The 24,247-nt window shown below is 63.3% G+C and carries 28 protein-coding genes; 16 read left to right on the top strand and 12 right to left on the bottom strand.

All coding sequences use genetic code 11. The features are described from left to right. The first annotated feature begins 39 nt into the window (after positions 1-39). Genes ACTIGC_RS09440 through rsmA form a run of 3 tightly spaced genes read left to right on the top strand, consistent with a single transcriptional unit; the run spans position 40 to position 3,133 of the window. The gene (locus tag ACTIGC_RS09440) at positions 40-1,293 is read left to right on the top strand and encodes a peptidylprolyl isomerase (protein WP_439634155.1); all 1,254 of its coding nucleotides are present in this window, start codon (positions 40-42) and stop codon (positions 1,291-1,293) included. Continuing rightward, entirely contained in the window at positions 1,293-2,276 is a 984-nt protein-coding gene (pdxA, locus tag ACTIGC_RS09435; protein WP_439634154.1) for a 4-hydroxythreonine-4-phosphate dehydrogenase PdxA, read from the top strand. Before ACTIGC_RS09440 ends, pdxA begins: the two co-directional genes overlap by 1 nt. Then, the gene (gene rsmA, locus ACTIGC_RS09430) at positions 2,273-3,133 is read left to right on the top strand and encodes a 16S rRNA (adenine(1518)-N(6)/adenine(1519)-N(6))-dimethyltransferase RsmA (protein WP_439634153.1); all 861 of its coding nucleotides are present in this window, start codon (positions 2,273-2,275) and stop codon (positions 3,131-3,133) included. Before pdxA ends, rsmA begins: the two co-directional genes overlap by 4 nt. Here rsmA and gmk read toward each other — a convergent pair. The 9 genes from gmk to ACTIGC_RS09385 all read right to left on the bottom strand — a co-directional run bounded on the left by gmk (position 3,130) and on the right by ACTIGC_RS09385 (position 9,839). Beyond that, entirely contained in the window at positions 3,130-3,789 is a 660-nt protein-coding gene (gmk, locus tag ACTIGC_RS09425) for a guanylate kinase (protein WP_439634152.1), read from the bottom strand. The genes rsmA and gmk overlap by 4 nt on opposite strands. Positions 3,790-3,793: 4 nt before the next feature. Beyond that, positions 3,794-4,684 (bottom strand): YicC/YloC family endoribonuclease, encoded by an 891-nt coding sequence (locus tag ACTIGC_RS09420; RefSeq protein ID WP_439634151.1) that lies wholly within the window; start codon positions 4,682-4,684, stop codon positions 3,794-3,796. 1 nt (position 4,685) lies between these two features. Then, complete coding sequence (gene mltG / locus ACTIGC_RS09415) at positions 4,686-5,756, bottom strand: endolytic transglycosylase MltG (RefSeq protein ID WP_439634150.1); 1,071 nt, start codon at positions 5,754-5,756, stop codon at positions 4,686-4,688. A gap of 32 nt (positions 5,757-5,788) precedes the next feature. Next, positions 5,789-7,078 (bottom strand): beta-ketoacyl-ACP synthase II, encoded by a 1,290-nt coding sequence (gene fabF / locus ACTIGC_RS09410; protein ID WP_439634149.1) that lies wholly within the window; start codon positions 7,076-7,078, stop codon positions 5,789-5,791. A gap of 14 nt (positions 7,079-7,092) precedes the next feature. Continuing rightward, entirely contained in the window at positions 7,093-7,329 is a 237-nt protein-coding gene (locus tag ACTIGC_RS09405; protein ID WP_036511926.1) for an acyl carrier protein, read from the bottom strand. A gap of 198 nt (positions 7,330-7,527) precedes the next feature. After that, complete coding sequence (fabG, locus tag ACTIGC_RS09400; RefSeq protein ID WP_439634148.1) at positions 7,528-8,265, bottom strand: 3-oxoacyl-[acyl-carrier-protein] reductase; 738 nt, start codon at positions 8,263-8,265, stop codon at positions 7,528-7,530. Between the two features lies 1 nt (position 8,266). Next, the gene (gene fabD, locus ACTIGC_RS09395; RefSeq protein WP_439634147.1) at positions 8,267-9,220 is read right to left on the bottom strand and encodes an ACP S-malonyltransferase; all 954 of its coding nucleotides are present in this window, start codon (positions 9,218-9,220) and stop codon (positions 8,267-8,269) included. Between the two features lie 84 nt (positions 9,221-9,304). Further along, complete coding sequence (locus tag ACTIGC_RS09390) at positions 9,305-9,595, bottom strand: type II toxin-antitoxin system RelE/ParE family toxin (RefSeq protein WP_439634146.1); 291 nt, start codon at positions 9,593-9,595, stop codon at positions 9,305-9,307. Further along, complete coding sequence (locus ACTIGC_RS09385; RefSeq protein WP_439634145.1) at positions 9,588-9,839, bottom strand: type II toxin-antitoxin system ParD family antitoxin; 252 nt, start codon at positions 9,837-9,839, stop codon at positions 9,588-9,590. Before ACTIGC_RS09385 ends, ACTIGC_RS09390 begins: the two co-directional genes overlap by 8 nt. Positions 9,840-10,697: 858 nt before the next feature. On the opposite strand from ACTIGC_RS09385, the gene ACTIGC_RS09380 reads away from it, so the two are divergent. The 5 genes from ACTIGC_RS09380 (at position 10,698) to ACTIGC_RS09360 (ending at position 13,391) form a co-directional block, all read left to right on the top strand. After that, the gene (locus tag ACTIGC_RS09380) at positions 10,698-10,958 is read left to right on the top strand and encodes a type II toxin-antitoxin system Phd/YefM family antitoxin (protein WP_439634144.1); all 261 of its coding nucleotides are present in this window, start codon (positions 10,698-10,700) and stop codon (positions 10,956-10,958) included. Positions 10,959-11,602: 644 nt separating this feature from the next. After that, positions 11,603-11,953, top strand: a complete 351-nt coding sequence (gene rpsF, locus ACTIGC_RS09375; protein WP_127565754.1) for a 30S ribosomal protein S6 — start codon at positions 11,603-11,605, stop codon at positions 11,951-11,953. A gap of 12 nt (positions 11,954-11,965) precedes the next feature. Then, the gene (gene rpsR / locus ACTIGC_RS09370; protein ID WP_127565753.1) at positions 11,966-12,223 is read left to right on the top strand and encodes a 30S ribosomal protein S18; all 258 of its coding nucleotides are present in this window, start codon (positions 11,966-11,968) and stop codon (positions 12,221-12,223) included. A gap of 11 nt (positions 12,224-12,234) precedes the next feature. After that, the gene (rplI, locus tag ACTIGC_RS09365; RefSeq protein ID WP_439634143.1) at positions 12,235-12,828 is read left to right on the top strand and encodes a 50S ribosomal protein L9; all 594 of its coding nucleotides are present in this window, start codon (positions 12,235-12,237) and stop codon (positions 12,826-12,828) included. An 89-nt stretch (positions 12,829-12,917) separates the two neighbouring features. Further along, positions 12,918-13,391 carry a GNAT family N-acetyltransferase gene (locus tag ACTIGC_RS09360; RefSeq protein WP_439634142.1) on the top strand — a complete coding sequence of 158 codons (474 nt, stop codon included), beginning with the start codon at positions 12,918-12,920 and terminating at the stop codon, positions 13,389-13,391. A gap of 2 nt (positions 13,392-13,393) precedes the next feature. Here ACTIGC_RS09360 and ACTIGC_RS09355 read toward each other — a convergent pair whose 3' ends face one another. Continuing rightward, positions 13,394-13,768: a DUF6768 family protein gene (locus ACTIGC_RS09355; protein ID WP_439634141.1), complete on the bottom strand. Its 375-nt coding sequence runs from the start codon at positions 13,766-13,768 to the stop codon at positions 13,394-13,396. Further along, positions 13,761-14,315 (bottom strand): RNA polymerase sigma factor, encoded by a 555-nt coding sequence (locus ACTIGC_RS09350; RefSeq protein WP_439634140.1) that lies wholly within the window; start codon positions 14,313-14,315, stop codon positions 13,761-13,763. Before ACTIGC_RS09350 ends, ACTIGC_RS09355 begins: the two co-directional genes overlap by 8 nt. 149 nt (positions 14,316-14,464) lie before the next feature. Here ACTIGC_RS09350 and ACTIGC_RS09345 point away from each other — a divergent pair, with 149 nt between their 5' ends. From ACTIGC_RS09345 to ACTIGC_RS09310, 8 genes are read left to right on the top strand one after another with little or no spacing between them, the layout of a single operon-like run. Further along, entirely contained in the window at positions 14,465-15,958 is a 1,494-nt protein-coding gene (locus tag ACTIGC_RS09345; RefSeq protein WP_439634139.1) for a replicative DNA helicase, read from the top strand. Then, on the top strand, positions 15,924-17,015 hold the full coding sequence (gene alr / locus ACTIGC_RS09340) for an alanine racemase (protein ID WP_439634138.1): 1,092 nt from the start codon (positions 15,924-15,926) through the stop codon (positions 17,013-17,015). Before ACTIGC_RS09345 ends, alr begins: the two co-directional genes overlap by 35 nt. Then, positions 17,012-17,785, top strand: a complete 774-nt coding sequence (locus ACTIGC_RS09335) for an MlaE family ABC transporter permease (RefSeq protein ID WP_439634137.1) — start codon at positions 17,012-17,014, stop codon at positions 17,783-17,785. Before alr ends, ACTIGC_RS09335 begins: the two co-directional genes overlap by 4 nt. Positions 17,786-17,792: 7 nt before the next feature. Further along, positions 17,793-18,542, top strand: a complete 750-nt coding sequence (locus ACTIGC_RS09330; RefSeq protein WP_439634136.1) for an ABC transporter ATP-binding protein — start codon at positions 17,793-17,795, stop codon at positions 18,540-18,542. 29 nt (positions 18,543-18,571) lie between these two features. Beyond that, positions 18,572-19,942: a DNA repair protein RadA gene (gene radA, locus ACTIGC_RS09325; protein ID WP_439634135.1), complete on the top strand. Its 1,371-nt coding sequence runs from the start codon at positions 18,572-18,574 to the stop codon at positions 19,940-19,942. Positions 19,943-19,952: 10 nt separating this feature from the next. Continuing rightward, a complete protein-coding gene (locus tag ACTIGC_RS09320) occupies positions 19,953-20,546 on the top strand; it encodes a CvpA family protein (protein ID WP_439634134.1) in 594 nt (197 codons plus the stop codon). 20 nt (positions 20,547-20,566) lie between these two features. Beyond that, complete coding sequence (purF, locus tag ACTIGC_RS09315; RefSeq protein ID WP_439634133.1) at positions 20,567-22,045, top strand: amidophosphoribosyltransferase; 1,479 nt, start codon at positions 20,567-20,569, stop codon at positions 22,043-22,045. Next, positions 22,042-22,755: an SDR family NAD(P)-dependent oxidoreductase gene (locus tag ACTIGC_RS09310; RefSeq protein ID WP_439634132.1), complete on the top strand. Its 714-nt coding sequence runs from the start codon at positions 22,042-22,044 to the stop codon at positions 22,753-22,755. The genes purF and ACTIGC_RS09310 overlap by 4 nt, the downstream gene beginning before the upstream one ends. 109 nt (positions 22,756-22,864) lie before the next feature. Here ACTIGC_RS09310 and der read toward each other — a convergent pair whose 3' ends face one another. Further along, the gene (gene der / locus ACTIGC_RS09305; protein WP_439634131.1) at positions 22,865-24,229 is read right to left on the bottom strand and encodes a ribosome biogenesis GTPase Der; all 1,365 of its coding nucleotides are present in this window, start codon (positions 24,227-24,229) and stop codon (positions 22,865-22,867) included. Positions 24,230-24,247: the final 18 nt, after the last annotated feature.

The following is a 24,247-nucleotide window of genomic DNA, read 5'->3' as shown; positions in this document are numbered from 1 at the left end:
CAGTATGGTCTGCGGGTCGACAACCAGGAAGCTACACTCATGCCGATTTCGTCCCTGAAGCGTCTGATGCTGTGCCTGGCCGCACCGTGTGCCCTGGTGCTCGCAGCTGGCGCGCAAGCACAGCAGGTCGAGGGCATTGCGGCGATCGTGAATGATCAGCCAATCACCACCTATGAGGTGCGTGACCGGATGCGCTTCATTCTCACCACCTCAGGCATACAGCCCACCGAGGAAGTGCTCGGGCAAGTGCAGCAACAGGCCTTGCGTTCGCTCGTCGAGGAGACGCTGCAGCTTCAGACCGCCCGGCGCTACGAGGTGCCGATTACCGAAGAGGAAGTCGACGAAGCGATTGCCGATATCGCTGCGCGCAATGGCGTTACGGTGGCGGACATTCAGGCAGACCTTGAAAGCGCCGGCGCCAGCATCGACACGATGCGCCAGCAGCTTCGCGCTGAAATCGCGTGGTCCTATCTCGTCAGCGGCCGCTATCGCAGCCGTATCCGTGTTTCGGACGCGCAGATAGAAAGCGCGCTGGAGAGGCTGGCTGAAAGCGCATCCCAGACCCAGTACCGGGTGGCCGAGATACTGGTGAACCTGCCAGCCAGCGGGGACGAGACGGACGCCGAGCGCCGTATCACCACCATTTACCGCGCGCTGGAACAGGGCGCGCCTTTCCCGGCGGTTGCCGAGCAGTTGTCCGATGCTCCCACAGCAGCGTCCGGCGGCGATGCAGGCTGGCTGAGCGCTGCCCAGGTACGCCCGCAGGTCGCTCAGGTTCTGCAGCAAATGCCCGTCGGCAGCATTTCCAACCCCATCCGTGTGCCGGGCGGGTACATGATCGTTGCCCTAGCGGACCGCCGCGACGGTCAGGTGACCGAGCAGTTTACGCTGCAGCAGGTCACACTGGTCACCTCCCAGGTTACGCCTGAGCGGCGTCAGGCACTGGAACGCGCCGCCAGCCGTACTCAAGGGTGCAGCAACGTCCAGGCCGCGTTTCAAAGTGTGCCGCAGGCGATCGTTACAGACATCGGAACGGTAGGCGCAAACGCCCTCGTTCCGCAGATCCGATCAGCGCTGTCCGGCCTGCAAAACGGACAAGCCAGCCCGGTTCTGGAAACCGCAGCCGGGCTTCAGGTCTTCGTTCTGTGTGAACGCAGGCTCGGCGGGCCGGGGCTTCCCGGTTCGAACGAGATCGAAAACCAGATCGTCAATCAGCAGCTTTCCTTGCTGGCGCGCCGCTGGCTGCGCGATCTGCGCAATGACGCCACGGTGGAGATGGTTGGCGATTTCTGATGCCGCAACCGCAGGCGCCTCTGGTCCTGACGCTGGGAGACCCTGAAGGCATCGGTCCTGAAATCGCGCTGAAGGCGTGGGCTGCGCTGCGGCCGGACGGGCCGGTATTTGCTGTGGCAGGCGGGCTGGACATCCTCGCTCATACGGCCCGTTTGCTGGATTTGCCGGCTCCCGCCTCCATTACTGACTGCACATCCGCTCGCGATGCGTTTCCAAATGCCTTGCCGGTTCTGCCGGACGGTCGCGGTTCTCCGGCTCTGGCCTCGATCGAAGATGCAGTGTCGCGCGTGCGTTCAGGCGAGGCAGCTGGCCTTGTAACCAATCCTGTCTCCAAGGCGGCACTATATGCGGAAGGCTTTGCCTTTCCCGGACATACCGAATTTCTGGCCCATCTCACGAATGATATGACAATGCCCGGCGAGCGTGGCCCGGTGATGATGCTGGCGGTGCCGGGGCTGCGCACCGTCCTCGTCACCATTCATCAAGCCTTGCGGGAGGCCATCACCTCGCTGAGCGCCGGACGGGTTGTGCATACCGCCCGCGTCACGCATCAGGCCCTGCAACAGGATTTCAACATCGCCAGCCCCCGTCTCGCACTGGCCGGGCTGAACCCCCATGCCGGCGAAGGCGGCAGTATGGGCCGCGAAGAGATCGACATCCTGGCGCCGGCGCTGGAGCAGTTGCGCAGCGAAGGTATCGATATAAGCGGGCCATTGCCGCCCGATACGATGTTTCACGCCGAAGCGCGCGAGCGCTATGACGCCGCCGTTTGCCTGTATCACGATCAGGGGCTGATCCCGGTCAAGACGCTGGACTTCCATGGCGGGGTGAATGTCACGCTGGGCCTGCCGATCGTGCGCACCTCACCAGACCACGGCACCGCGAAGGACATTGCCGGCAAGGGTATAGCCCGGGCCGATAGCCTGATTGCCGCTATCCAGCTGGCCCGCCAGATCGCCCAAAACCGGAGCCGGGCAGGATGAGTGCCGATACACTGCCTCCGCTTCGCGAGGTGATCGCGGCTCACGGGCTGGCCGCCGACAAGCGCTTCGGCCAGCACTTCCTGCTGGACCTGAACCTAACAGCCAAGATCGCACGGCTGTGCGGCGAGCTGCCGCAAAGCACCGCTATCGAGGTGGGGCCGGGCCCCGGCGGGTTAACGCGCGCGCTCCTGAGCGAAGGCGCAAGGCGTGTCGTCGCGATCGAAAAGGATTCCCGTTTCCTGCCCGCCCTTGCCGATATAAGCCATGCCTTCGAGGGCCGGCTAAGCGTGATTGAGGCAGATGCGTTGAAAGTCGGGCGTGAGGCTCTGGGCCTGCAGGATGGCGAGCGCGCCGTCATTGCCGCCAACCTGCCCTACAATGTTGGCACGGCCCTCTTCACCGGCTGGCTGGAGGCCGAACCCGTCTGGTGGTCGCGTGCCGTGCTGATGTTCCAGAAGGAAGTGGCAGAGCGGATTGTGGCGCGTACTGGCGAGGAGGCCTATGGGCGCCTCGCCATCCTGACGGCCGCGCGGGCAAAAGCGAAATACGCCTTCACCCTGCCGGCCCGCGCCTTCACCCCGCCGCCCAAGGTCGACAGCGCCGTAGTGGTCGTCGACCCGCTGCCTGAAGGCGAACGCTTTGCCGATGTCGAAGCATTGTCCGTCGTGACGGCGAGCGCGTTCGGCCAGCGGCGTAAGACTTTGCGCAAATCGCTGGGTCAGGCCGCCTCTCAGACCCGTGCCAGCGCCGAAGAGCTGCTTTTGTCCTGCGATATGGATCCCGGCGCACGGGCCGAAACGATCCCGCCGGAAGGCTTCATGGCGCTCGCAACAGCGTGGCGGACGGCGCGGGGCTAGCCTTCTTCCATCAAGGCACTGACAAAACCGCTCAGCCAGGGATGGCGGACACGGCGCAGGCGCTCTGCGTGCAGGATCAGCGAGAGGCGTTCGAGCGCTTCGGAAAAATCGTCATTGAGGATGACGTAATCATACTCGTCCCAGTGTTCGATCTCGGCCTTGGCTCTGGCCATGCGGCCATTGATGACCTCGTCTGAGTCCTGCGCGCGCTTGGTCAGCCGGTCACGCAGCAGACTGAGCGACGGCGGCAGGATGAATACTTTCACGCAGTCCAGCGGCGCACCGGCAGCGAGCGCCCGCCCGCCTTGCCAGTCCACGTCGAAGACGACGTCCCGGCCCTCTTCCAACGCTTCTTCCACCGGCCCCTTTGGCGTGCCGTAATAGTGGCCGAACACGCGGGCATATTCGTAGAACTCGTCATTCTCGGCCCGACGCTCAAACTCTTTTTCGGTGAGGAAGACGTAGTCCTGCCCGTCCACCTCGCCGGGGCGGGGAGCACGCGTCGTCGCCGAGACCGACAGCACCAGATCCGGGTTAGACGCGATCAGGCGGCGAGACAGCGTGGTCTTGCCCGCGCCGGAGGGACTGGACAGGACAAGCATCAGCCCGCGCCGCTGTCCGCGGAAAACCGGCCCTGAAAGCGATCCGACAGGCATGGGGCTACTCCAGATTCTGAACCTGCTCGCGGAACTGATCGACGACATGCTTCATGGCAAGCCCGATCTCGGTCAGCCCGCGATCAGAGGATTTGGAACACAGCGTGTTCACCTCGCGGTTGAACTCCTGTGCCAGAAAGTCGAGCTTGCGCCCACATGGCGAGCCGCCGGCCAGAAGGCCTCGTGCCGCCTCGACATGGCCCGTCAGCCGGTCGATCTCCTCGCGTACATCGGCTTTGACGGCGAGTATTGCAGCTTCCTGCGCCAGCCGGTCGGGATCTATGCCCGAGGGCAGGAGATCATCAATCTTCTGTTTCAGGCGCTCGCGGATCGCGTCCGCCGTCGCTGCCGGATGTGCCGCCGCCTGCTGCTTGAGTGCGTCAATTTCACTGATCTGCGCTTCCAGCACCGCTTTCAGCTGCGCGCCTTCATCCTGCCGGGCAGATTTCAGGGCGGCGATAACCTCATCAAGCAGGCTGAGAACAGCAGCATCGGACTGTGCCGTATCCACCTCCTGGCGGCCGGACTGATCTTCGCTGACAATCACACCGCGCAAGGCCAGCAATCCGTCAATGCGTGGCGGTGCGGCCAGCCCCTTGGCGACCAGATCACGCCCGGCAAGCGCCAGAATACGCAGGCGCGCCTCATCGATATGAACCGCAGCCTCAATGTCTGCAGGCTTTTCAAGGCTGATATTGATCGACACCGAACCACGCTCGAACGCCGCCTTGATGCGGCTGCGCGCCTCGGCTTCGAGATGACCTGTGCCGTCGGGCAGGCGCAGACGCATGTCCAGACCACGCCCGTTTACCGAGCGCGCCTCTGCCGACAACGTCCCGAAATTACCGCTTGATGTGGCGCGGGCAAAGCCCGTCATGCCGGACAGCACAGACATGTTACCGCCCCCCGGAGCGGGCGCGCTCGCGTTCGATCTGGCGCCAGCGGGCGACATTGCGATTATGCTCGGCGAGCGTGCGGGCAAAGGCGTGCCCGCCCGTGCCATCGGCAACGAAATAGACGTACTCGCTCTCCGGCGGGTTCAGCACTGCCGCGATAGCCTCCCGCCCCGGATTGGCAATCGGCGTGGGGGGCAGTCCATCGATATGATAGGTGTGATAGGGGTTGGTGGTGTCATCCAGCTCGGAGCGGCGAATGCCGCGGCCCAGTGGTTCACCGCCGGTAATTCCGTAAATGATGGTCGGATCGCTCTGAAGGCGCATGCCGCGGCGCAGCCGGTTTACAAACACTGCCGCCACCATGGGGCGCTCATGGGCAATGCCGGTTTCCTTCTCCACGATGGAGGCGAGATTGATGGCCTCTTCGCGGGTCGAGAAGGGCAGGTTCGGATCGCGGCTGTCCCAGAGCTGGTCGAGAAGGCGCGTTTGCGCAGCCGCCATGCGATCCAGCACGGCCTGACGGCTGGTGCCCCGGTCAACCAGATAGGTGTCAGGCAGTAACGAGCCTTCGGGCGGAACACGCTCGATCTCGCCGGTCAGCACGTCAGATGCTTCGACAATGCGGACGACCATCGCCGTGGTCAGGCCCTCAGGGACCCGGACAGGATGCTGGATCACCTCCCCATAGGCGAGTACATCATAGATTTCCGCCATGGAGGCGCGGGCCGGAATGGCAAACTCGCCTGCACGCATCGGTGCGCGCTCCCGGCCGAGTTCATCATCAATCCTCAACTGAGCCAGAAAAATGCGCTGGTCCGTGATGAGACCGTCTGCTTCCAGCCGCGCCGCGATGGCCCGCACACTGGAGCCACGCTCAAGAAGGATCGTGGTGTCGGCCTCAAGCGGGCCCTCTGCACGGAACTGATACCCCAGCCACGCATAGCCGCCGACAATGGCAGCGCCCGCCATCAACGCGAGCGCGCCAAGCAGGAAGAGGCCGATAATGAAAAGACGCAACGCACCCAGCCCCTTGCTGACCTGTTTGCCGGGAGGCGTGCTATCCGTGCTCATGGCGTAAGGCCCCTCACCCGCAAAAGAGGGCTTTAGTCGACGGCCTTGAGGACCACCGAGGCGTTCGTGCCGCCAAAGCCGAACGAGTTGGAAAGCGCTACCTTGATGTCTTTCTTCACCGCCTTGTGGGGGGCCAGATTGATGGGGCTTTCCACGGACGGATTATCAAGGTTCAGCGTGGGCGGACAGATCCCGTCGCGGATGGCGAGGATGGAGAAGATCGCCTCGATAGCACCCGCAGCACCCAGAAGATGGCCGGTTGCCGATTTGGTCGAGGACATCACGACCTTGCCAGCATGGCCGCCCAGCAGGCGCTCAACGGCTTTGAGCTCGATCTCGTCACCCTTGGGCGTCGAGGTGCCATGGGCGTTGACATAGTCGATGTCGGAGGGGCTGAGGCCCGCGCTCTTCAGCGCAGCGCTCATGGAGCGGAAGCCACCATCGCCATCTTCGGCAGGCGCAGTGATGTGGTAGGCGTCGCCCGACAGGCCATAGCCCACCACTTCAGCGTAGATCGTCGCGCCGCGGGCCTTGGCCGCTTCGTATTCTTCAAGCACGACAACGCCAGCGCCCTCGCCCATGACAAAGCCGTCGCGGTCAGTGTCGTAAGGGCGCGAGGCCGCTTCAGGCCTGTCGTTAAATCCAGTGGACATGGCACGGGCGGCACAGAAACCGCCAAAGCCAAGCCGGGTGATCGCGCTCTCGGCGCCGCCAGCCACCATCACATCAGCATCACCATAGGCGATCAGACGTGCCGCATCGCCAATGGCGTGCGCACCAGTGGAGCAGGCCGTAACCACGGAATGGTTCGGCCCTTTGAGGCCATGGCGGATCGATACCTGGCCGGAGGCCAGATTGATCAGCATGGCGGGAATGACGAAGGGAGAGAGCTTGCGCGGCCCACGCTCATGCAGCGTGATCGAGGCGTCATACATGGTCTGCAGACCGCCAATGCCTGAACCGATCAGAACACCGGCACGCTCGCGCGCGGCATCATCAGCAGGCTGCCAGCCGGAATGGGCGATCGCCTCGTCGGCAGCAGCGATACCGTAAAGAATGAAATCGTCGATGCGTTTGGCGTCGCGGGCGGGCATTACGGCATCGGGATCAAATGATCCGGCGATGTCAGGCCCGCCCCCATTGCGGCCGTCCACGCGGGGGATCACGCCTGCAATCTGGCAGGGAAGATCCTCCGTCTCGAAATGGGTAACCCGGGCAAGCCCGGATTTCCCTGCGAGCAATTGCGCCCAGACATGCTCCACGCCGCATCCGAGCGGGGAGACAATGCCTAGGCCGGTGACGACAACACGACGCTTGGACATGGTCCGGTGCCGGCCTAGCCGACTTTCTCGGAGATGAATTTCACCGCATCACCAACGGTCTGGATGTGCTCGGCTGCGTCATCGGGGATTTCGATGTCGAACTCTTCCTCGAAAGCCATGACCAGCTCGACATTGTCCAGCGAGTCCGCGCCAAGATCATCGATGAAAGAGGCTTTCTCGGTGACTTTATCCTCTTCGACATCGAGATGCTCGATGACGATCTTCTTAACGCGATCAAAAACGTCAGACATGACGGACCCTTTATCTAATATTTCCGGGCAGGGTCATGTGACCCCTTGTGCCCCCTGACTGGAATGGGGCCGGAACACCTGCACCGGCACCCACAAGGTTGCGGCTGATAACACGCCAATTCCGGCAAGGCTAGCAACCTCAGCGGCTTGACGCCAGCGCGAAGACGATCCCCCGTTCCGCCGCGACTCAGCTGGCGGTCAGATCATGGCCATCCCGCCATTCACGTGCAATGTCTGACCTGTCACATAGCCTGCTTCTTCGCTAGCGAGATAAACGCAGGCAGCGGCGATGTCCTTGCCCGTGCCAAGATCGCCGGCAGGGATTTTGGTCAGGATGGCTGATTTCTGCTCATCATTGAGCGCGTCGGTCATCGGCGAGGCGATGAAGCCCGGCGCGACGCAGTTCACGGTGACGCCGCGCGAGGCGATCTCTTGGGCCAGTGCCTTGGAGAAGCCGATCATGCCCGCCTTGGAAGCCGCGTAGTTCGCCTGCCCCGGATTGCCGGTGACGCCCACAACAGAAGTAATGCCGATAATGCGGCCCCAGCGGTTCTTCATCATGCCGCGCATGGCCGCCCGGCAGAGGCGGAAATGGGCTTCAAGGTTCACCTTGATGACCGTCTCCCAGTCCTCATCCTTCATGCGCATAAGGAGCTGGTCGCGTGTCACACCGGCATTTGAGATGAGAATATCGAGCCCGCCGAGCGCCTCGCTGGCGGCTTTCGGCAGATTGTCCACCGCCTCGGCGTCGGAGAGATTGCACAGGACGACCGCCGCGCGCTCACCCAGCTCGTCGGCCAGCTTTTGCAGCACTTCAGCGCGCGTACCCGACAGCGCAACCGACGCGCCTTGCGCATGCAGCGCGCGGGCGATCTCACTGCCGAGCCCGCCCGTTGCGCCGGTCACCAGCGCCTTTTTTCCTTCAAGAGAGAACATGTTACGCATTTCCTTTCAGTGAGGCGGCAAAGGCTTCCAGATCGGCCGGACCGTTGAGGGCCACGCCTTCAACGCCGTCCACCGTACGCTTGAGCATGCCGGATAGCACCTTGCCTGCGCCGGCCTCGGCAAAACGGGTGATGCCGCCCTCGCCTGCCATCCAGATCACGCTTTCGCGCCAGCGCACGCGGCCCGTCACCTGCTCGACCAGCTGGGCGCGGATGGCCTCCGGATCGCTGACCGGACCGGCAGAAACATTGGTCACTACCGGCACTTTGGGCGTATTGATCGTCGCGGCTTTAAGCGCCTCGGCCATAGCATCAGCAGCGGGCTGCATCAGCGTGCAATGGAAGGGCGCGGACACGGGCAGCAGCATCGCCTTGCGGATACCGTCGGCCTTGGCCGCCTCGATGGCGGCCTCTACGGCTTCCTTCGCGCCGGAGATCACGATCTGGCCGGGCGCATTGTCATTGGCAATCTGCACCACACCTGCGGCAGAGCCCGCCTCGACGGCCTTCTGCACCTGAGCTTCCTCAGCGCCGAGAATGGCCGCCATCGCGCCTTGCCCCACCGGCACGGCCTTCTGCATGGACTGACCGCGCAGCCGCAGGAGTTTCGCCGCATCGTCAATGGACAGGGCCCCGGCTGCGGCCAGCGCGGAATATTCGCCGAGCGAATGGCCCGCGACGAACTTCGCCGCCGTTACGTCGATGCTGAACCCCTCTTTCAGCGCCGCCATCACGGCTAGCGATGTGGCCATCAAAGCGGGCTGCGCGTTCTGGGTAAGGGTGAGGGTCTCGATCGGCCCGTCCCAGATCAGCGCGGAGAGCTTCTCGCCCAGCGCCTCGTCCACCGCCTCATAGACGGCGCGGGCCGCCGGGAAAGCCTCGGCCAGCTCGCGGCCCATGCCGACCGCCTGGCTGCCCTGACCGGGAAATATAAACGCAAGCGCCATGAAGGCGTCCTCCCTTATGGTTCATTGCCTGCCCGGATAGACTGTCAGGGATAGGGAAGGCAAGCCGGGGCGTGGGGTGGCAAGCTAGAAATGCGCGTCGGGCAACATGTGACTGTGCAGCACGCGCACGATCTCCACGCCATAAGTTTGAGGCCGGTAGAAGATGGCGTGCGAGCCGCATAACCGCTGGCGGTATCCTTCGCGGATATCGCTGGCATCCTGCCCGGAAAGCGGGAAATCGGCGAGGGCCGCAAAGGCGTCAAACAGAAGCGAGATGTAGGTTTCGGCCTGCTGCACTGACCAGCGTTCCGCCGTGTCCCGCCATATGCCTTCAAGATCAGCGCGTGCAGCCGGACGCAGCCGGAACTCAGCCATGCGCCGGGGCTTTGGCGCGCATCGCCGCCACGAACTGCTCACGCGTTATGGCTTCTGCAGGACCGCTCTGCTCGCCCTGTTCCAGAGCATGGCGCAGCGCTGTCAGCCGCGCCTCACGCTCTTGCAGAAGACGCAAACCAGCCCGCACGACCTCGCTCGCCGAGCCGTAGCGCCCGGACGCCACCTGCTCATCAATATAGCTCGCCAGCTGGTCGTTGAGAGCGATGGAGGTGTTGCGGCTCATCGGGCGCTCCTTGTCTGAGGTTTGCAGATTACCAGAAATTGGTAATTTGAGCCAGCCGGATGCCCCGCCCTGCTTCAACCAGCCATTATCCCCGCTCGCCGCGACCTTGGCGGATAGTTCAACCTGGAAAAGCCGGCTAACAGGCTCACTTAATTTAGAGTTGGATAATGGGGATGGACCACCTAGTCTTTCCGCAGGAGGGGCCGTGGGTCATCCGTCGATTTCCCGTGCCTGCGCAGGTAACCGTTGGACGCAGCCATGCGATAGTGCTGACATGTCGGTAAGAGATAAGTGGATCGTCGGAATTTGGTTGGCGGTGGTCGGCGCGTATGGACCACTTGGTATAGCTATATTTATACTATTTAACCCTCCGATTTGGCCATTTTTTGTTTGGTTTGTGTTGATCGCGGGATATGCATTGATTTTTCCACACACTCTCGGCAGATTTTTCTTTCCGTGGCGGTACTAAACTGATTTTTATTTTGGGCGCGTGCTGAACAAGCGCCCCTATACGCATGGCATTCAGGGCGGAAAACAACTGATGGGATGAACGTCTAAGTAGACCTCGCTCACGCGCGGTAATGGCGCGGTGACCGGGTTCACTTACGATGCGTCAAGCCGCCTGACCGAGCTGACGCAGGGTTTCAGCGGGATCGCCAACGACCAGACCCCCTTTCCTTTACCTATAATGCCGCTAGCCCGATCGCCAGCCGCTCACAGGCCAACGACATCTATGCCTTTTCCCCGTGTTTGCCCTGCGGGCAAGATACGGGGGATCTGGCCTGCCGCCGATCAACGCCCTTCCCACTTCGAGCCAAATTAGCTAAATTAGCCCAATCAGCCAATCGGAGCCATCCCATGCGCACCTTCACCGCCGCCGACGCCAAGAACCGTTTCGGGGAACTGCTCGACACCGCAAGGCGCGAGCCGGTGCGCATCGAGAAGCATGGCCGCGCGGTTGCCGTGATGGTGTCGGAGGAAGACTATGGTCTCCTTCAGCAGATGAAGCGGGAGGCATTACGGGAGGTGCTGGCCGAGGGCGCGGCTGACGCGGCGGCTGGGCGTACCATCGACGGCGAGGCTCTGTTTGCGAGGCTTGCCGCGACGGGGCGAAATTGATGGGGGATATTATGTTGGCCAAACTGACAGCCGTTTCATTCGCAACGGCTTCCCTAGCATCGAGCGCACAGTACTTCCCCCAGGAAACGTTGATGCCAGCTAGCCATGCGCTTTACACGATAGCCGCATGGAACAGATTGATAGATCAGACTGATAGTGATTGCGCGTCGATTTTTGATCACAACGTTCGAATTGAAGAAACGCAAACCACTGTAAATATTACAATTTCTTGGAAATCCGTCAGCTATGAGTACGATCCGCACCGGGGGTCGTGCTACTTTTATCTTGCACGCATCCGGTGTGACCGATGGGACGATAATTCATGCGAAGTGCGAGATTTGGATTTTGGCTACCCACCTCCCCTGCCTGAGTCTCTCAACTAACGCCTGCAAAACACAGCCGGGCCGGATTGCTTACGCCCGGCGATGCAGTGGGCCATGACGCGGCCCCCAGCCATTGAGATCCGCCCCTCACGCTTGCCCTTTATGCGCTGATAGCGTATGTCCCCTCGCCTTCACCGGCTGCGGTCTGGTGGGCATCACCGTTCCTGACATGGTGTCGGGGCGAGCCCATCCAGAGCCATCGCGGGTTTTTGCCTTCCCTGGCAGACCTCGTGCCGCAGCCACAGAAAACAGGGACTAAACATGGCATACTACGAACACGTGTTCGTTGCCCGCCCGGACGTGTCTCCGGCGCAGGTGGAAAGCCTCCTTGAGGAGCTCAAAGCCCTCATCGAGGAAAAAGGCGGCAAGGTCGGCAAGACCGAGTACTGGGGTCTTCGCACCCTGGCCTACCGCATGCACAAGAACCGCAAAGGTCATTACGGCCTGATCGACATGGAAGCGGGCGCAGACGTGCTCGAAGCCATCGATTCCCGTCAGCGCTATTCCGATGACGTGATCCGTTACATGACCGTGCGCCTGGAAGAGCTCTCCGAAGAGCCGTCCGCCGTTCTTCGCAAGAGCGAAGAGCGCAAGCGCCGCGACCGCCAGTAGGAGATACGATCCATGGCTAGCGATATCCCCACAATCGGCGCGCCTGTGCGCCGTCCGTTTGCCCGCCGCCGGAAAGTCTGCCCGTTCTCGGGTGAAGGCGCGCCGGTCATCGATTACAAGGACGTGAAGCTGCTCCAGCGCTACATGTCCGAACGCGGCAAGATTGTCCCCTCGCGCATCACGGCGGTCTCCGCCAAGAAACAACGCGAGCTGGCCCGCGCCATCAAGCGCGCGCGCTATATGGGCCTTCTGCCCTACGCGCTCGATTAGGAGAGAAACCCATGAAAGTTGTTCTTCTTGAGCGCGTGGAAAAGCTTGGCACCATTGGCGATGTCGTCAGTGTCCGCCCCGGCTTTGCCCGCAACTTCCTCCTGCCGCAGCAAAAGGCGCTGCGCGCAACCGAGGCCAACATGGCCCGCTTCGAGCGTGAGCGCGAAATCCTTGAAAAGCGCAATGCCGAGCGTGCCGCAGCGGCCCGCACCGAAGGTGAGCACCTGGATGGTGCCAGCTTCGTGCTGATCCGCCAGGCGTCCGAATCCGGCCAGCTCTATGGATCGGTTGCTTCGCGTGACATCGCGGAAGCGGCGTCCAGCGACAGCCTGACCGTGACCCGCGCGATGGTCGACCTCAACACCCCGATCAAGACGCTGGGCGTGCACTCTGTGCGCGTTGTCCTGCACCCGGAAGTGACCGTCGACATCACCATCAATGTGGCGCGTACGCCTGAAGAGGCTGAGCGTCAGGCCAAGGGTGAAGACGTCATCGCCTCTGCGGCGGAAGAAGACCGCGCCCTTGCCGATGCGCAAGCGGCCGAGCTTTCCGAAGCCTCTGCCGAAGGCGCTGAAGAGCGTGGCGGCGACCGCGACGAGGAATAGTCCTCGCAAATCACGCCTTGCTTGTTGCAAGATTTGGGGCGGCTCCTTTTAAGGGGCCGCCCTTTTTCTTGCGGAGAAGGAAGAGGCCCATGCTCATACGAGACTACACACGCGCTGACGCCAACGACCTGGTGGCGATCTTCCAGAGCGCGGTTCTGGAAGGCAGTGCGCCGCTCTATTCGGCCGCGCAGAGGACAGCATGGGCATCGCGGATCACTGACCCGACCGCCCTGCATGACCGTCTGAAGGATCAGACCTGTCTCGTTGCTGTCGGCGATAGCGGCGCTCTGGGCTTTACCGCCCTGCTGGCCAATGGCCATCTCGACATGCTGTTCGTACGGCCCGGCCAGCGCAGGCGGGGTACGGCTGGCGCGCTGCATGACGCGCTACTGGAGCGCGCGGCCTCGGACGGCCATGCCGGTCTGTCCGTTCACGCCAGCCATCTTGCGCGGCGCTTCCTTGCAAAACGCGGCTGGCAGTTCGTGCGCACCGAAACGGTAAACCTGCACGGCGTGACGCTGGAGCATCACTACATGACGCTCCAGCTTACTCACGCGGGATAACCCTAGGCGCGCTCTGAACGCATCCGCTCGATACGCAGTTCCAGCCTGCGGATTTCGGTCAGCAGGCGGTTCTCGCTGATATACGGCGTCATGCTGGTCTTGATGACAATCGCCATGACAAACAGCGTCACAGCCGGAAGTCCGTAGCGCAGCGCGTCCAGCACATCATCGGCCTGGTAGAACTGCCAGGCCAGCCAGACGCCGACAAAAAACATGATGCCCTGGCTGACCAGCATCACCCAGTTGGCCCACGCGCGCGGCCCGGTCAGAAGCGGCCAGAAGCCGCCAAGAACACCCGGCTCCTTGCCCAGCGCCTTACGAAGGGCGCGGTCTTCATCGTCCAGAGCCTGTTCGATCAGGCGGTCCACATCACTCATTCCTGCCTCCTTCGAGACTGTCGCGCAGCTTGCGCCGCGCATGCATCAGGCGGGTCTTCACCGTGCCCGCCGGCACGTCCAGAGCGATGGCGGTCTCCGCCACGCTCAATCCTTGCAGGTGAAACAGCGCCATTGCCGCGCGCTGGTCGGGCGGCAAATCGGCCATGGCCCGTTTTACCCGCGCGCCATCACCCTCATCGTGTGTGTCCTCTGCGCCTGCCTCACGCGGCTCAACCTCCACGGCCCGCGCAAGCCGCCTGTCTGACTGGCGCCGTGCGATCAGCCGGGCGCAGCGCCGCGTGGTAATCCGGTAGGCCCAGGCCGAGAAGGCATAGTCGTCCCGCAAGCCGCCAAGCCCGCGCAGTATCTCCAGCCACGCCTCCTGCACCGCGTCGGCGGCCAGTTCATGATCGCCTGTCAGCCGCCAGGCATGGGCGGTGAGCAGCGGATACCAGCGCGTTGCCAGATGGCGCATCGCATCCCTGTCCCCGGCCCGCGCAGCGGCAGCCAGAAAGGCATCCAGAGCATAGTCGGCGGGCTTGCGCATCGGGCTTCCTGTCACACGTTCAGGATAAAGGTGCGCAGCAATGCGTGATCGGTTCAATCGGCATGCAGTTTTCCACAAACGGCGTTTGACCGGGGAAAAGCCCACACCACCGCTCGCACAGTCCGGCCCTATCCGCTATCACCAGAACCATGACCGCAGAAACCGCAGACATGAGCTTCGCCAGTGATGGCGGAGACGGGACCAGCCCGCCCCACAATATCGAGGCGGAGCAGGCATTCCTTGGCGGGCTTCTCTACGATAACGAGATATTCAACCGGGTCTCCGACTGGCTGCTGCCGGAGCATTTCTACGATCCGTTCCATGGCCGGCTTTACGCCAAGGCGCGTGAACTGATCGGCAGCGGGGCGCTGGCCGACGCCGTCGTGCTGAAAAACCGCCTCGCAGACGATGACGGCCTGAAACAGCTGGGCGGCCCGGTCTATCTGGTCGATCTGATGCGTGAGGCGCCTGACAGTGTCAGCGCACCGGAATACGCGCGCCTGGTCTACGAGCTGGCCCTGCGCCGCGAGCTTATCGCCATTGGCGAAACCATCTCTTCGCAGGCCCGTGACACAAGCGAGCAGGGCAATGCCAACAGCCTGATCGAAAACGCCGAGCGCGAGCTGTTCAGCCTGGCCGAAAAAGGCACCGCACAGAAGAGCTTCCAGCCCTTCTCTGCTGCACTGGCCCAATCGCTGGAAGTGGCTGCTGCCGCCTACAAGCGTGGCGGCCAGCTGTCAGGGATTGCGTCAGGCCTGAAGACGCTCGACGAGAAGCTGGGCGGGCTTCACCGCTCCGACCTCATCATCCTTGCGGGCCGCCCTTCCATGGGCAAGACGGCACTGGCAACGAATATCGCATTCGCGGTGGCGCGCGCCGCCGAGTTCGAGGAAGGCCCTGACGGCAAGCGCCGGGTCATAAAGGGGAAGGGCGGCGTGGTCGGCTTCTTCTCGCTGGAGATGAGCTCAGAGCAGCTCGCGACGCGTCTGATCGCCGATTATACCGGCATTCCCGGCTATCTGATCCGGCAGGGCCGCATCGACCAGAACCAGTTTGGCGAAATCAATGACGGTGTGCGCGAAATCTCAGAGGTTCCGCTTTACATCGATGATACAGGCGGCATCTCGATTGGCGCGCTGGCAGCGCGCGCGCGCAGGCTGAAACGTACCGTCGGTCTCGACCTTCTGGTTATCGACTATCTCCAGCTGATTACAGGCGGGTCGCGGCGCAGTGAAAGCCGGGTGCAGGAAATCTCCGAGATCACCATGGCGCTCAAATCGCTCGCCAAGGAGCTTGATATTCCGGTGATCGCGCTCTCCCAGCTCTCCCGTCAGGTCGAGCAGCGCGATGACAAGAAGCCCCAGCTGTCTGACCTTCGCGAGTCCGGCTCCATCGAGCAGGATGCCGACGTTGTGATGTTCGTCTACCGTGAGGCCTATTATCTTGAGCGTGCCGAGCCTAAAGAAGGCAGCGAAGAACATCTCCGCTGGGAAGATGAAATGCGCGAGATCCGCAATCTCGCCGAAGTGATCATTGGCAAGCAGCGCCACGGCCCGATTGGCGCGGTGAAGGTGGCGTTTGACCCTGAGCGGACCAAATTCTCCGACCTTGAAGACTCAGGACGCTATTCCAGCCGCGACTAGCGCCGGAGAACCGGCGCGCCTCGTCATCGATCTGGCGGCTCTGCGCCATAATTATTCCGTGCTGGCAGAGCTGGCTGCGGGCGCGCGCTGCGCTGCGGTGGTGAAGGCGGATGCCTACGGGCTGGATGCAGACCGGATCGCCAGCTGCCTTCGTGATGCGGGCTGCCGCGATTTCTTCACCGCCACACCGGAAGAAGGCGCTGCGGTGCACCGGGCCCTTGGCCCATCTGTCACGATCTACGTTCTCAACGGCTATCAGCCAGGCACACACGAGCTTCATGCGCGCCATGGCCTGACCCCGGTAATCGGATCGCTGGAAAGCCTGCAGGCGTTTCACGACGAGGGCGGCGGGGCGTTTGCCCTGCATGTCGATACCGGCATGAACCGGCTGGGGCTTAACGTGAACGAGGCGCTCGCCCTGCCCGCAGCGCAAAAGGCGGGCCTGCATCTCGTGATGAGCCATCTGGCGTGCTCGGACCTGCCAGATCATCCGATGAATGTACGCCAGCTGGCGCGCTTCCATGACGTCCTGAAAGCCTTCCCGGGCATTCCTGCCAGCCTTGCCAATACGGGCGGCGTGCTGCTGGGACCAGACTATCATTTCGACCTGGTGCGTCCCGGCGTCGGCCTATACGGCGTCAATCCGGCCAGCGAGAGGGCCGAGCCTTTCCGGCCCGTGCTGCACGTTGATGCGCCGATACTGCAGATACGTACAGTGCCGCCGGGCGAAACCATCGGCTATGGCGCGCGCTATGTTGCGCAGAGCGAGCGCACGATCGCCATTGCCGGTTTCGGCTATGCTGACGGATTGCCCCGCGCGGCCTGGCAGTCCGGCACAGCCCGGCTTGGCGGCCACCCTGTTCCGGTTGCCGGAATGGTGTCGATGGATCTCACGGCGCTGGACATTACCGGGCACGAGGCCCTTGCCCGCGCAAGCAGACGCGTGCAGTTCTACGGGGAAGACCTTGGACCCGTGGCCGGAGCATCGGGCACTATCGGCTATGAATTGCTGGTCCGGCTCGGCAGCCGGCTGAAACGTGAGTATCGCGGACAATGACACTGTTTAATCCCGTCAGAGCCCTTGGCCGAGGTGTGCTGTCGCTCCTGCGGTCCATCGGCGCGATCGCGATTTTCGCCGGCCTCAGCCTGCGCGCCATTATCGGGCCGTTCTTTTTCGGCCAGTTCACCCAGCAGCTGGTGCGCATCGGCTTTCTGTCCCTGCCTGTGGTGGGCCTGACGGCGCTGTTTACGGGCGCGGCACTGGCGCTGAACATTTATGTCGGCGGTGAACGCTTCAACGCGGAAAGCTTTGTGCCCAACATTGTGGCCCTTGGCATTGTGCGCGAGCTGGGCCCGGTCATTGCCGCGCTGATGCTGGCCGGACGGGTCTCTTCGGGCATTGCTGCGGAGATTGGCGCGATGCGCGCGACCGAGCAGATTGATGCCCTGCACACCCTGACCATCGACCCGATGCGCTTCCTTGTGGTGCCGCGCGTGCTGGCCGGGATCGTCGTGCTGCCCCTGCTGGTGCTGGTGGCGGACGTGATCGGCATATTCGGCGGGTTTCTGGTCGGCGTTACAACGCTGGAATTTGATCCGACCGTCTATGTACGTAATTCGGCCGACATTCTTGAGCGCTGGGATGTGATCTCCGGCCTCATCAAGGCGGCCGTGTTCGGCTTTCTGCTGACACTGATGGGCTGCTATCACGGCTATCACGCACAAGGCGGGGCGCAAGGGGTCGGCCGGGCGGCCACCCATGCGGTGGTGTCAGCCGCCATGCTGATATTCGCCGCCAATTTCATCCTCACCTCGATGTTTGTGTAAGGGGGGGATGATGAGCGGCACCGTCAAAATCGCGTGGAAGAATGTCACCAAGCGCTTCGGCAACCGGACCGTGCTCGATGGGCTGTCGCTGGAAGCTTACGAGGGCAGATCGCTCGTCATTATCGGCGGGTCGGGCACCGGCAAGTCAGTGACGATCAAGACCGCTCTGGGCCTGATCGCGCCGGACAAGGGCCTTGTCGAGATTGACGGCCAGAAGGTCCGCCCCGGCGACCCGTCTGATCCCGGTCTTGACCAGATCGGCATGCTCTTCCAGTCCGGCGCCCTGTTCGACTCCCTGACCGTCTGGGAGAATGTCGCGTTCAAACTGCTGAAAGCCCACAAGATGAAACGCGCCGAGGCACGCGCCCGCGCGATCGAGGCGCTGGAGCAGGTGGACCTTGAACCCGATGTCGCCAACCGCGCCCCGCGCGAGCTGTCCGGCGGCATGCTGAAACGCGCATCCCTGGCACGCGCCATCGTCACACGGCCGGCCATCCTGTTCTTTGACGAGCCCACGACCGGCCTCGATCCGGTCACGGCAGACGTCATCAACCGGCTGATCGTGCGGCAGGTGAAGTCGCTGGGCGCAACCGCCGTCACCATCACCCACGACATGGCCTCCATGCGCATGATCGCCGACGAGGTGGCGATGATCGAGGACGGCAAGATACGCTGGCGCGGCGGGCTGGACGGCATCGATGCCTGCGCTGATCCAGCCGTGTGCGCCTTCGTGCAAGGCCGCTCGATCAACGACTAAACCGCCCAGGCGCCAGCCGGAGACCTGATTTGGCCCGTTCCGACACCGTCTATGTCTGCCAGTCCTGCGGGGCGGTCCATGCCAAATGGGCCGGGCGCTGCGATGATTGCGGCTCATGGAACACGCTGCAGGAGGAGACCCAGTCGGCCCCTCTGGGCACGCAGGCCAGCGCGCCCAAACGCACCGGCTCCCGCCGGGCGCGCCTCGAACTGGTGGACCTTGGCAGTGCCACCGATGATCCCGCCCGGTTTGAAACCGGCATGGCGGAGTTTGACCGGGTGGCAGGCGGCGGGCTGGTGCCCGGCTCTGCAGTGCTGGTCGGCGGTGATCCCGGTATCGGCAAATCCACCCTTCTCCTGCAAGCGGCGGCACGGCTGGCGCGCAGTGGGCAGCGCGCGGTCTATATCTCTGGCGAGGAGGCCGCAGACCAGGTGCGCCGCCGCGCCCGCCGTCTGGGTCTTGCCGACGCGCCCGTTGAGCTGGCGGCCGAAACGTCGCTGGAAAGCATTCTGGACGGGCTGAAAAGCGCGCCGCCCGCCATCGCCATTCTCGATTCCATCCAGACGCTATGGTCGGACCAGCTCGCCGCTGCGCCGGGCACGGTCGCCCAGGTTCGCGCCTGCGCGCAGGAGCTGGTGCGCTTTGCCAAGAAGCGCGGCACGATCGTCATCCTTGTCGGCCACGTGACCAAGGACGGCCAGATCGCCGGCCCGCGCGTTGTCGAGCACATGGTCGATGCGGTGCTCTACTTTGAGGGTGAGCGCTCGCATCAGTTCCGAATCTTGCGCGCGGTGAAGAACCGCTTCGGGCCGACCGACGAGATCGGCGTATTCGAGATGAGTGATGCCGGGCTTGGCGAGGTCGCCAACCCCTCTGCCCTATTCCTCGATGGCCGTGGCAGTGCAGCGCCGGGCGCCGCCGTGTTTGCCGGCATGGAAGGCACGCGCCCCGTCCTCACCGAGATACAGGCTCTTGTCGCGCCAGCTGCCTTCGGCACGCCGCGCCGGGCCGTGGTGGGCTGGGATTCGGGGCGCCTTGCCATGGTGCTCGCCGTGCTCGAGGCACGCTGCGGGCTGGGGTTTGGCGGCAAGGATGTCTATCTGAACGTTGCAGGCGGGCTGAAAATCGCTGAACCCGCCGCCGATCTCGCCGTGGCTGCGGCACTGATTTCCTCGGCCTTTGATGTCGCCCTGCCCGCTGAAGGCGTGGTGTTTGGTGAGATCGCGCTATCAGGCGAGGTACGCAAGGTAGGCCGGGCCGAGGCACGCCTGAAAGAGGCGGCAAAGCTTGGCTTTTCGCGCGCGATTGTACCGGCTGGCGTCGAAGGCGCCGGTCTGGAGGTGACGGGAATCGATACAGTGCATACACTGGTCTCCCGGCTCGATCCGGGACCGCAATAGGGGGATTGCGATGGAAGCCGGTCTTGCAGGTTTTGACCTATTCGCACTTCTGGTGCTTTTCGTGTCAGGCATACTGGCGCTCATGCGCGGTTTTGTGCGTGAGGCGCTGACGATTGCCGCCTTTGTCGCCGCCGCGCTGGCCGCGCTCTGGAGCCGGCCGGTCTTTGCCGGATTGCTGGAAGGCCTGCTGGGTTCGCCGCTGATTGCGAACATCATCGCCCTGGCTGGCGTGTTCATCCTGGTCTATCTGGCGGTCAGCTTCGTGACCTCTTCCCTGCAGCCCAACGCCAAGGCTGGCGAGGACGTGAACGTCATCGACCGTTCGCTGGGATTTGTTTTCGGGCTGGTGCGCGGCCTCGTGCTTCTGGGCCTGTTCGTGCTGGTCTTCAAAAACACCCTGCCGGGCGCACAGCCCGAATGGCTGCAGGGCGCGCGCATATACCCGCTGGCCAATGCCACAGCGACGCTGCTGCAACGCCTTGCTCCGGAAGGCTCCTGGGCCGAAGGCCCACGCGAAAGTGAAGTGCCAGATGCACCGCCTACTGATGAAGACCTTGACCGCGACGCGATGGACAGGCTTATGCGGTCCGTGAGCCCAGAATAGCCGCTTCTATCGAGGTTCGGATGTCCGTTTCAGCTCCCTTGCCGACCCTCACCTATGATCCGGTAACCGACCGAGCGCGCGAAGAATGCGGCGTGTTCGGGGTGCGCGGCGCAGACAAGGCCGCCGTACTGGCCGCCTTCGGCCTGCAGGCCCTGCAGCATCGCGGTCAGGAAGCGTGCGGGATCACCAGCTATGATAATGGCCGCTTCCATTCAGAACGTCATCAGGGGCTGGTGGCCGACCATTTCACCGATCCGGTAAGGCTCGACCAGCTGGCAGGCTCCATGGCCATCGGCCATGTGCGCTATTCCACCTCCGGCGCGCCGGTGCTGCGCAATGTGCAGCCGCTCTATGCCGATGTGCGCGGCGGGGGGCTCGCCATCGCGCATAACGGCAATCTGACCAATGCGCGCATACTGCGCGAGGAGCTGGTACAGGCTGGCGCCATCTTCCAGTCCACGTCCGACACTGAAGTCGTGCTGCAGCTGGCGGCCCGTTCGCGCAAGACCAAATCGGCTGACCGGCTGCTTCATGCGCTCAAACAGGTCGAAGGCGCCTTCGCGCTGGTTGCCATTTCCAATGACAAGCTGATTGGCGCACGCGACCCGTTCGGCATCCGCCCGCTCGTGATGGGCGAGCTGGAAGGCGCAGTGATCCTCGCCAGCGAGACCTGCGCGCTGGACATGATCGGTGCGCGCCTGATCCGTGAGATCGAGCCGGGCGAGGCCGTCATCATCAGCGATAATGGCATTGAGAGCGTGCGCTATGCGCCGGTGCGTCCGCCGCGCCCCTGTGCCTTTGAATACATCTATTTTGCCCGGCCCGATTCGGTGATTGCGGGGCGCTCGGTCTATGACGCGCGCAAGCGCATGGGACGCAGGCTTGCCGAAGAAGCACCCGCCGACATTGATGTGGTCGTGCCGGTTCCCGATAGCGGCATCGCCGCGGCGCTGGGTTATGCCGAGAAGATCGGCAAGCCGTTCGATCTGGGGATTATCCGCGCGCACTTTGTGGGCCGTACCTTCATCCAGCCGACACAGGCCAAGCGTGATCTGGGCGTAAGGCGCAAGCATGCGGCCAATGCTGCTGTACTGAAGGGCAAGCGTGTCCTGCTGATCGACGATTCCATCGTGCGCGGCACCACCTCGAAGAAAATCGTGCGCATGGTACGCGAGGCCGGAGCCACGGAAGTGCATTTCCGCTCGGCCTGCCCGCCCATCACCCATCCGGACTTTTACGGCATCGACATGCCGATGCGCGAAGAACTCATGGCGGCCAGCCATGATCCTGAGCGCATGCGCACGCTGCTGGAATGCGATTCCCTCGGCTTCCTGTCGGTCGAGGGCCTCTACTGGGCGGTGTGTGACGCACCGCGCAATGACGACCAGCCGCAACTGGCAGACCATTATTTCACCGGCGAGTATCCCACCCGGCTCGCAGACCGCGACCGGGCCAGCTCCGCCAAGGACCAGCAACTTTCCCTGCTCGTGGACGCATGACCGAAAACAACTCCCTCTCCGGGCGCGTGGCACTCGTCACCGGCGCCTCGCGCGGCCTCGGCCATGCCACGGCGAAAGCCCTTGCCGCTGCTGGCGCACACGTTATCGCGACCGCCCGCACGCGTGGCGGGCTGGAAGCGCTCGATGATGAAATCAGCGCGGCTGGCGGCTCTGTCACGCTGGTGCCGATGGATTTGATGGCGCCGGACGGCATCGAGAAGCTGGCCGAAGCCGTCGCCGAACGCTGGGGCAAGCTCGACATTCTGGTGGCCAATGCCGGCGCGCTCGGCAAGCTGATGCCCGCCCATCAGATACCGTCCAAGACCTGGAACGAAGTGCTGGCCGTCAATCTCGTCGCCCCTGCCCGACTGATCCGGGCATTCGAGCCGCTCTTGCGCAAGTCAGACGCTGGCCGCGCTATTTTCGTTACGACATCTGAAACGGCCAAGACCCGCGCCTACTGGGCCGCCTATGGCGCGTCCAAAGCGGGCCTCGAAGCGCTGGTGAAAAGCTGGGCCGCAGAACTCGCAGAGAGCTCTGTTCGCGTAAACCTTCTCGATCCGGGCCGCATGCGCACCGCCATGCGCACCCGCGCCGTGCCGGGCGAAGACCCGCAGACCGTGCCGCTGCCCGAAACCGTCACGCCGCTGATCGTGGAGCTCTCCTCGCCTGCCGAGGCCCGCCATGGCGAAGTGGTCAGGGCTGGTTAGCCTCAAGCCGCATGAACTCCCGGACGGCGAAGCCGATCCGGGACCTGTTGCAGGTGATACGGAGACAGGCCCCGGATAGCCCTTCGGGCTTCCGGGGTTTCAAGTCTCCCTACCCCTTATCCGCATACGGGTTCTTGCCCGCCTTCACGATCAGGCGGATCGGCACGCCTGGCAGATCGAACGCCTCGCGCAGACCATTGACCAGATAGCGTTTGTAGCTGTCGGGCAATTTTCCTGCCCGCGAGGCCATCAGCACGAAGGTGGGCGGGCGAGCCTTGGTCTGGGCCATATATTTGGGGCGGATGCGCTTGCCGTCCACCGCAGGCGGCGGGTGGCGGGCCACCATCTCGGCCAGCCAGTCATTAAGGTCGCGCGTCTTCACCTTCACCGACCAGTTCTTGTGCAGGGCGACGACCGCCGGCATGATCTTGTCGAGACCAAAGCCGGTAAGCGCCGACACCGGAATGAGCGGCGCACCGCGCACCTGCGGCAGCATGCGCTCGAACTCCTCGCGCAGCTCGGCAAGCATCGCCTGCTTCTCCTTGACCAGATCCCATTTGGTCACAAGAACGATCAGGCCACGCCCCTCGCTCTCCACGCGGTCAGCAATGGTGAGATCCTGCTTTTCGAGCGGGTGTTCGGCGTCGACCAGCAAAAGTACGATTTCGGCGAACTTGATCGCGCGCAGCGTATCAGCGGCGCTCATGCGCTCCAGCCGGTCATCCACCTTGCCGCGCTTTCGCAGCCCCGCCGTATCGTGGAGGCGCACACGCTGACCATCCCATAGCCAGTCGACGGCGATCGCATCGCGCGTCAGGCCCGCTTCCGGCCCGGTAATCAGCCGTTCCTGACCGATCAGCGCATTGATGAGGGTGGATTTGCCGACATTGGGCCGCCCCGCCACGGCAATGCGCAAAGGCGCGCCTTCCTCCTCATCGGTATCGGGCGTAGGCCCATCATCTATCCCTGCCTCGCCAAGCGCGGCGCGGATGGCCTGATAGAGATCACCCATACCCTCGCCATGGGCCGCCGAGATGGGGATGGGTTCGCCGAGCCCCAGATTCCAGGCCTCCAGAATGCCCTCATCGCCCTGCTTGCCTTCGGCCTTGTTGACCAGAAGGATGACTGGCTTGGAGGCACGGCGCAGCAGTTCACCAAAGCGCTGGTCCAGCGCAGTAACGCCCTCCCGGCCATCGATCAGGAACAGGCAGACATCGGCTTCGGCCAGCGCGATTTCCGTCTGCTGGCGCATGCGCACTTCGATGCCGGTTTCCTTGTCCTCATAGCCCGCCGTATCGACCAGGCGCAGCTCGAGATCGCCCAGCCGCCCGCGCGCCTCGCGCCGATCGCGCGTGACGCCGGGCCGGTCATCGACCATGGCAAGGGGCTTGCCTGCCAAGCGATTGAACAGGGTCGACTTGCCGACATTGGGCCTGCCGACAATGGCAAGGCTGGCTATACGTTCGGGAGACATGGGAGAGGCTCCCGTACC

The organism is Glycocaulis sp. (assembly GCF_051859565.1).
In the GTDB taxonomy this organism is placed as follows: domain Bacteria; phylum Pseudomonadota; class Alphaproteobacteria; order Caulobacterales; family Maricaulaceae; genus Glycocaulis.
This window is presented reverse-complemented; position numbering and strand designations above follow the sequence as displayed.

Coding starts and splice junctions, on each gene's coding strand:
- fabF (WP_439634149.1), bottom strand. CDS start 7,078: ATGTCCAAGCGTCGTGTTGTCGTCACCGGCCTAGGCATTGTCTCCCCG.
- rsmA (WP_439634153.1), top strand. CDS start 2,273: ATGAGTGCCGATACACTGCCTCCGCTTCGCGAGGTGATCGCGGCTCAC.
- ACTIGC_RS09330 (WP_439634136.1), top strand. CDS start 17,793: ATGATGAGCGGCACCGTCAAAATCGCGTGGAAGAATGTCACCAAGCGC.
- ACTIGC_RS09390 (WP_439634146.1), bottom strand. CDS start 9,595: ATGGCTGAGTTCCGGCTGCGTCCGGCTGCACGCGCTGATCTTGAAGGC.
- ACTIGC_RS09385 (WP_439634145.1), bottom strand. CDS start 9,839: ATGAGCCGCAACACCTCCATCGCTCTCAACGACCAGCTGGCGAGCTAT.
- ACTIGC_RS09360 (WP_439634142.1), top strand. CDS start 12,918: ATGCTCATACGAGACTACACACGCGCTGACGCCAACGACCTGGTGGCG.
- ACTIGC_RS09355 (WP_439634141.1), bottom strand. CDS start 13,768: ATGAGTGATGTGGACCGCCTGATCGAACAGGCTCTGGACGATGAAGAC.
- ACTIGC_RS09380 (WP_439634144.1), top strand. CDS start 10,698: ATGCGCACCTTCACCGCCGCCGACGCCAAGAACCGTTTCGGGGAACTG.
- fabD (WP_439634147.1), bottom strand. CDS start 9,220: ATGGCGCTTGCGTTTATATTTCCCGGTCAGGGCAGCCAGGCGGTCGGC.
- ACTIGC_RS09440 (WP_439634155.1), top strand. CDS start 40: ATGCCGATTTCGTCCCTGAAGCGTCTGATGCTGTGCCTGGCCGCACCG.
- der (WP_439634131.1), bottom strand. CDS start 24,229: ATGTCTCCCGAACGTATAGCCAGCCTTGCCATTGTCGGCAGGCCCAAT.
- ACTIGC_RS09335 (WP_439634137.1), top strand. CDS start 17,012: ATGACACTGTTTAATCCCGTCAGAGCCCTTGGCCGAGGTGTGCTGTCG.
- fabG (WP_439634148.1), bottom strand. CDS start 8,265: ATGTTCTCTCTTGAAGGAAAAAAGGCGCTGGTGACCGGCGCAACGGGC.
- ACTIGC_RS09405 (WP_036511926.1), bottom strand. CDS start 7,329: ATGTCTGACGTTTTTGATCGCGTTAAGAAGATCGTCATCGAGCATCTC.
- ACTIGC_RS09345 (WP_439634139.1), top strand. CDS start 14,465: ATGACCGCAGAAACCGCAGACATGAGCTTCGCCAGTGATGGCGGAGAC.
- ACTIGC_RS09420 (WP_439634151.1), bottom strand. CDS start 4,684: ATGTCTGTGCTGTCCGGCATGACGGGCTTTGCCCGCGCCACATCAAGC.
- pdxA (WP_439634154.1), top strand. CDS start 1,293: ATGCCGCAACCGCAGGCGCCTCTGGTCCTGACGCTGGGAGACCCTGAA.
- rpsF (WP_127565754.1), top strand. CDS start 11,603: ATGGCATACTACGAACACGTGTTCGTTGCCCGCCCGGACGTGTCTCCG.
- mltG (WP_439634150.1), bottom strand. CDS start 5,756: ATGAGCACGGATAGCACGCCTCCCGGCAAACAGGTCAGCAAGGGGCTG.
- purF (WP_439634133.1), top strand. CDS start 20,567: ATGTCCGTTTCAGCTCCCTTGCCGACCCTCACCTATGATCCGGTAACC.
- ACTIGC_RS09350 (WP_439634140.1), bottom strand. CDS start 14,315: ATGCGCAAGCCCGCCGACTATGCTCTGGATGCCTTTCTGGCTGCCGCT.
- gmk (WP_439634152.1), bottom strand. CDS start 3,789: ATGCCTGTCGGATCGCTTTCAGGGCCGGTTTTCCGCGGACAGCGGCGC.
- ACTIGC_RS09320 (WP_439634134.1), top strand. CDS start 19,953: ATGGAAGCCGGTCTTGCAGGTTTTGACCTATTCGCACTTCTGGTGCTT.
- ACTIGC_RS09310 (WP_439634132.1), top strand. CDS start 22,042: ATGACCGAAAACAACTCCCTCTCCGGGCGCGTGGCACTCGTCACCGGC.
- rpsR (WP_127565753.1), top strand. CDS start 11,966: ATGGCTAGCGATATCCCCACAATCGGCGCGCCTGTGCGCCGTCCGTTT.
- rplI (WP_439634143.1), top strand. CDS start 12,235: ATGAAAGTTGTTCTTCTTGAGCGCGTGGAAAAGCTTGGCACCATTGGC.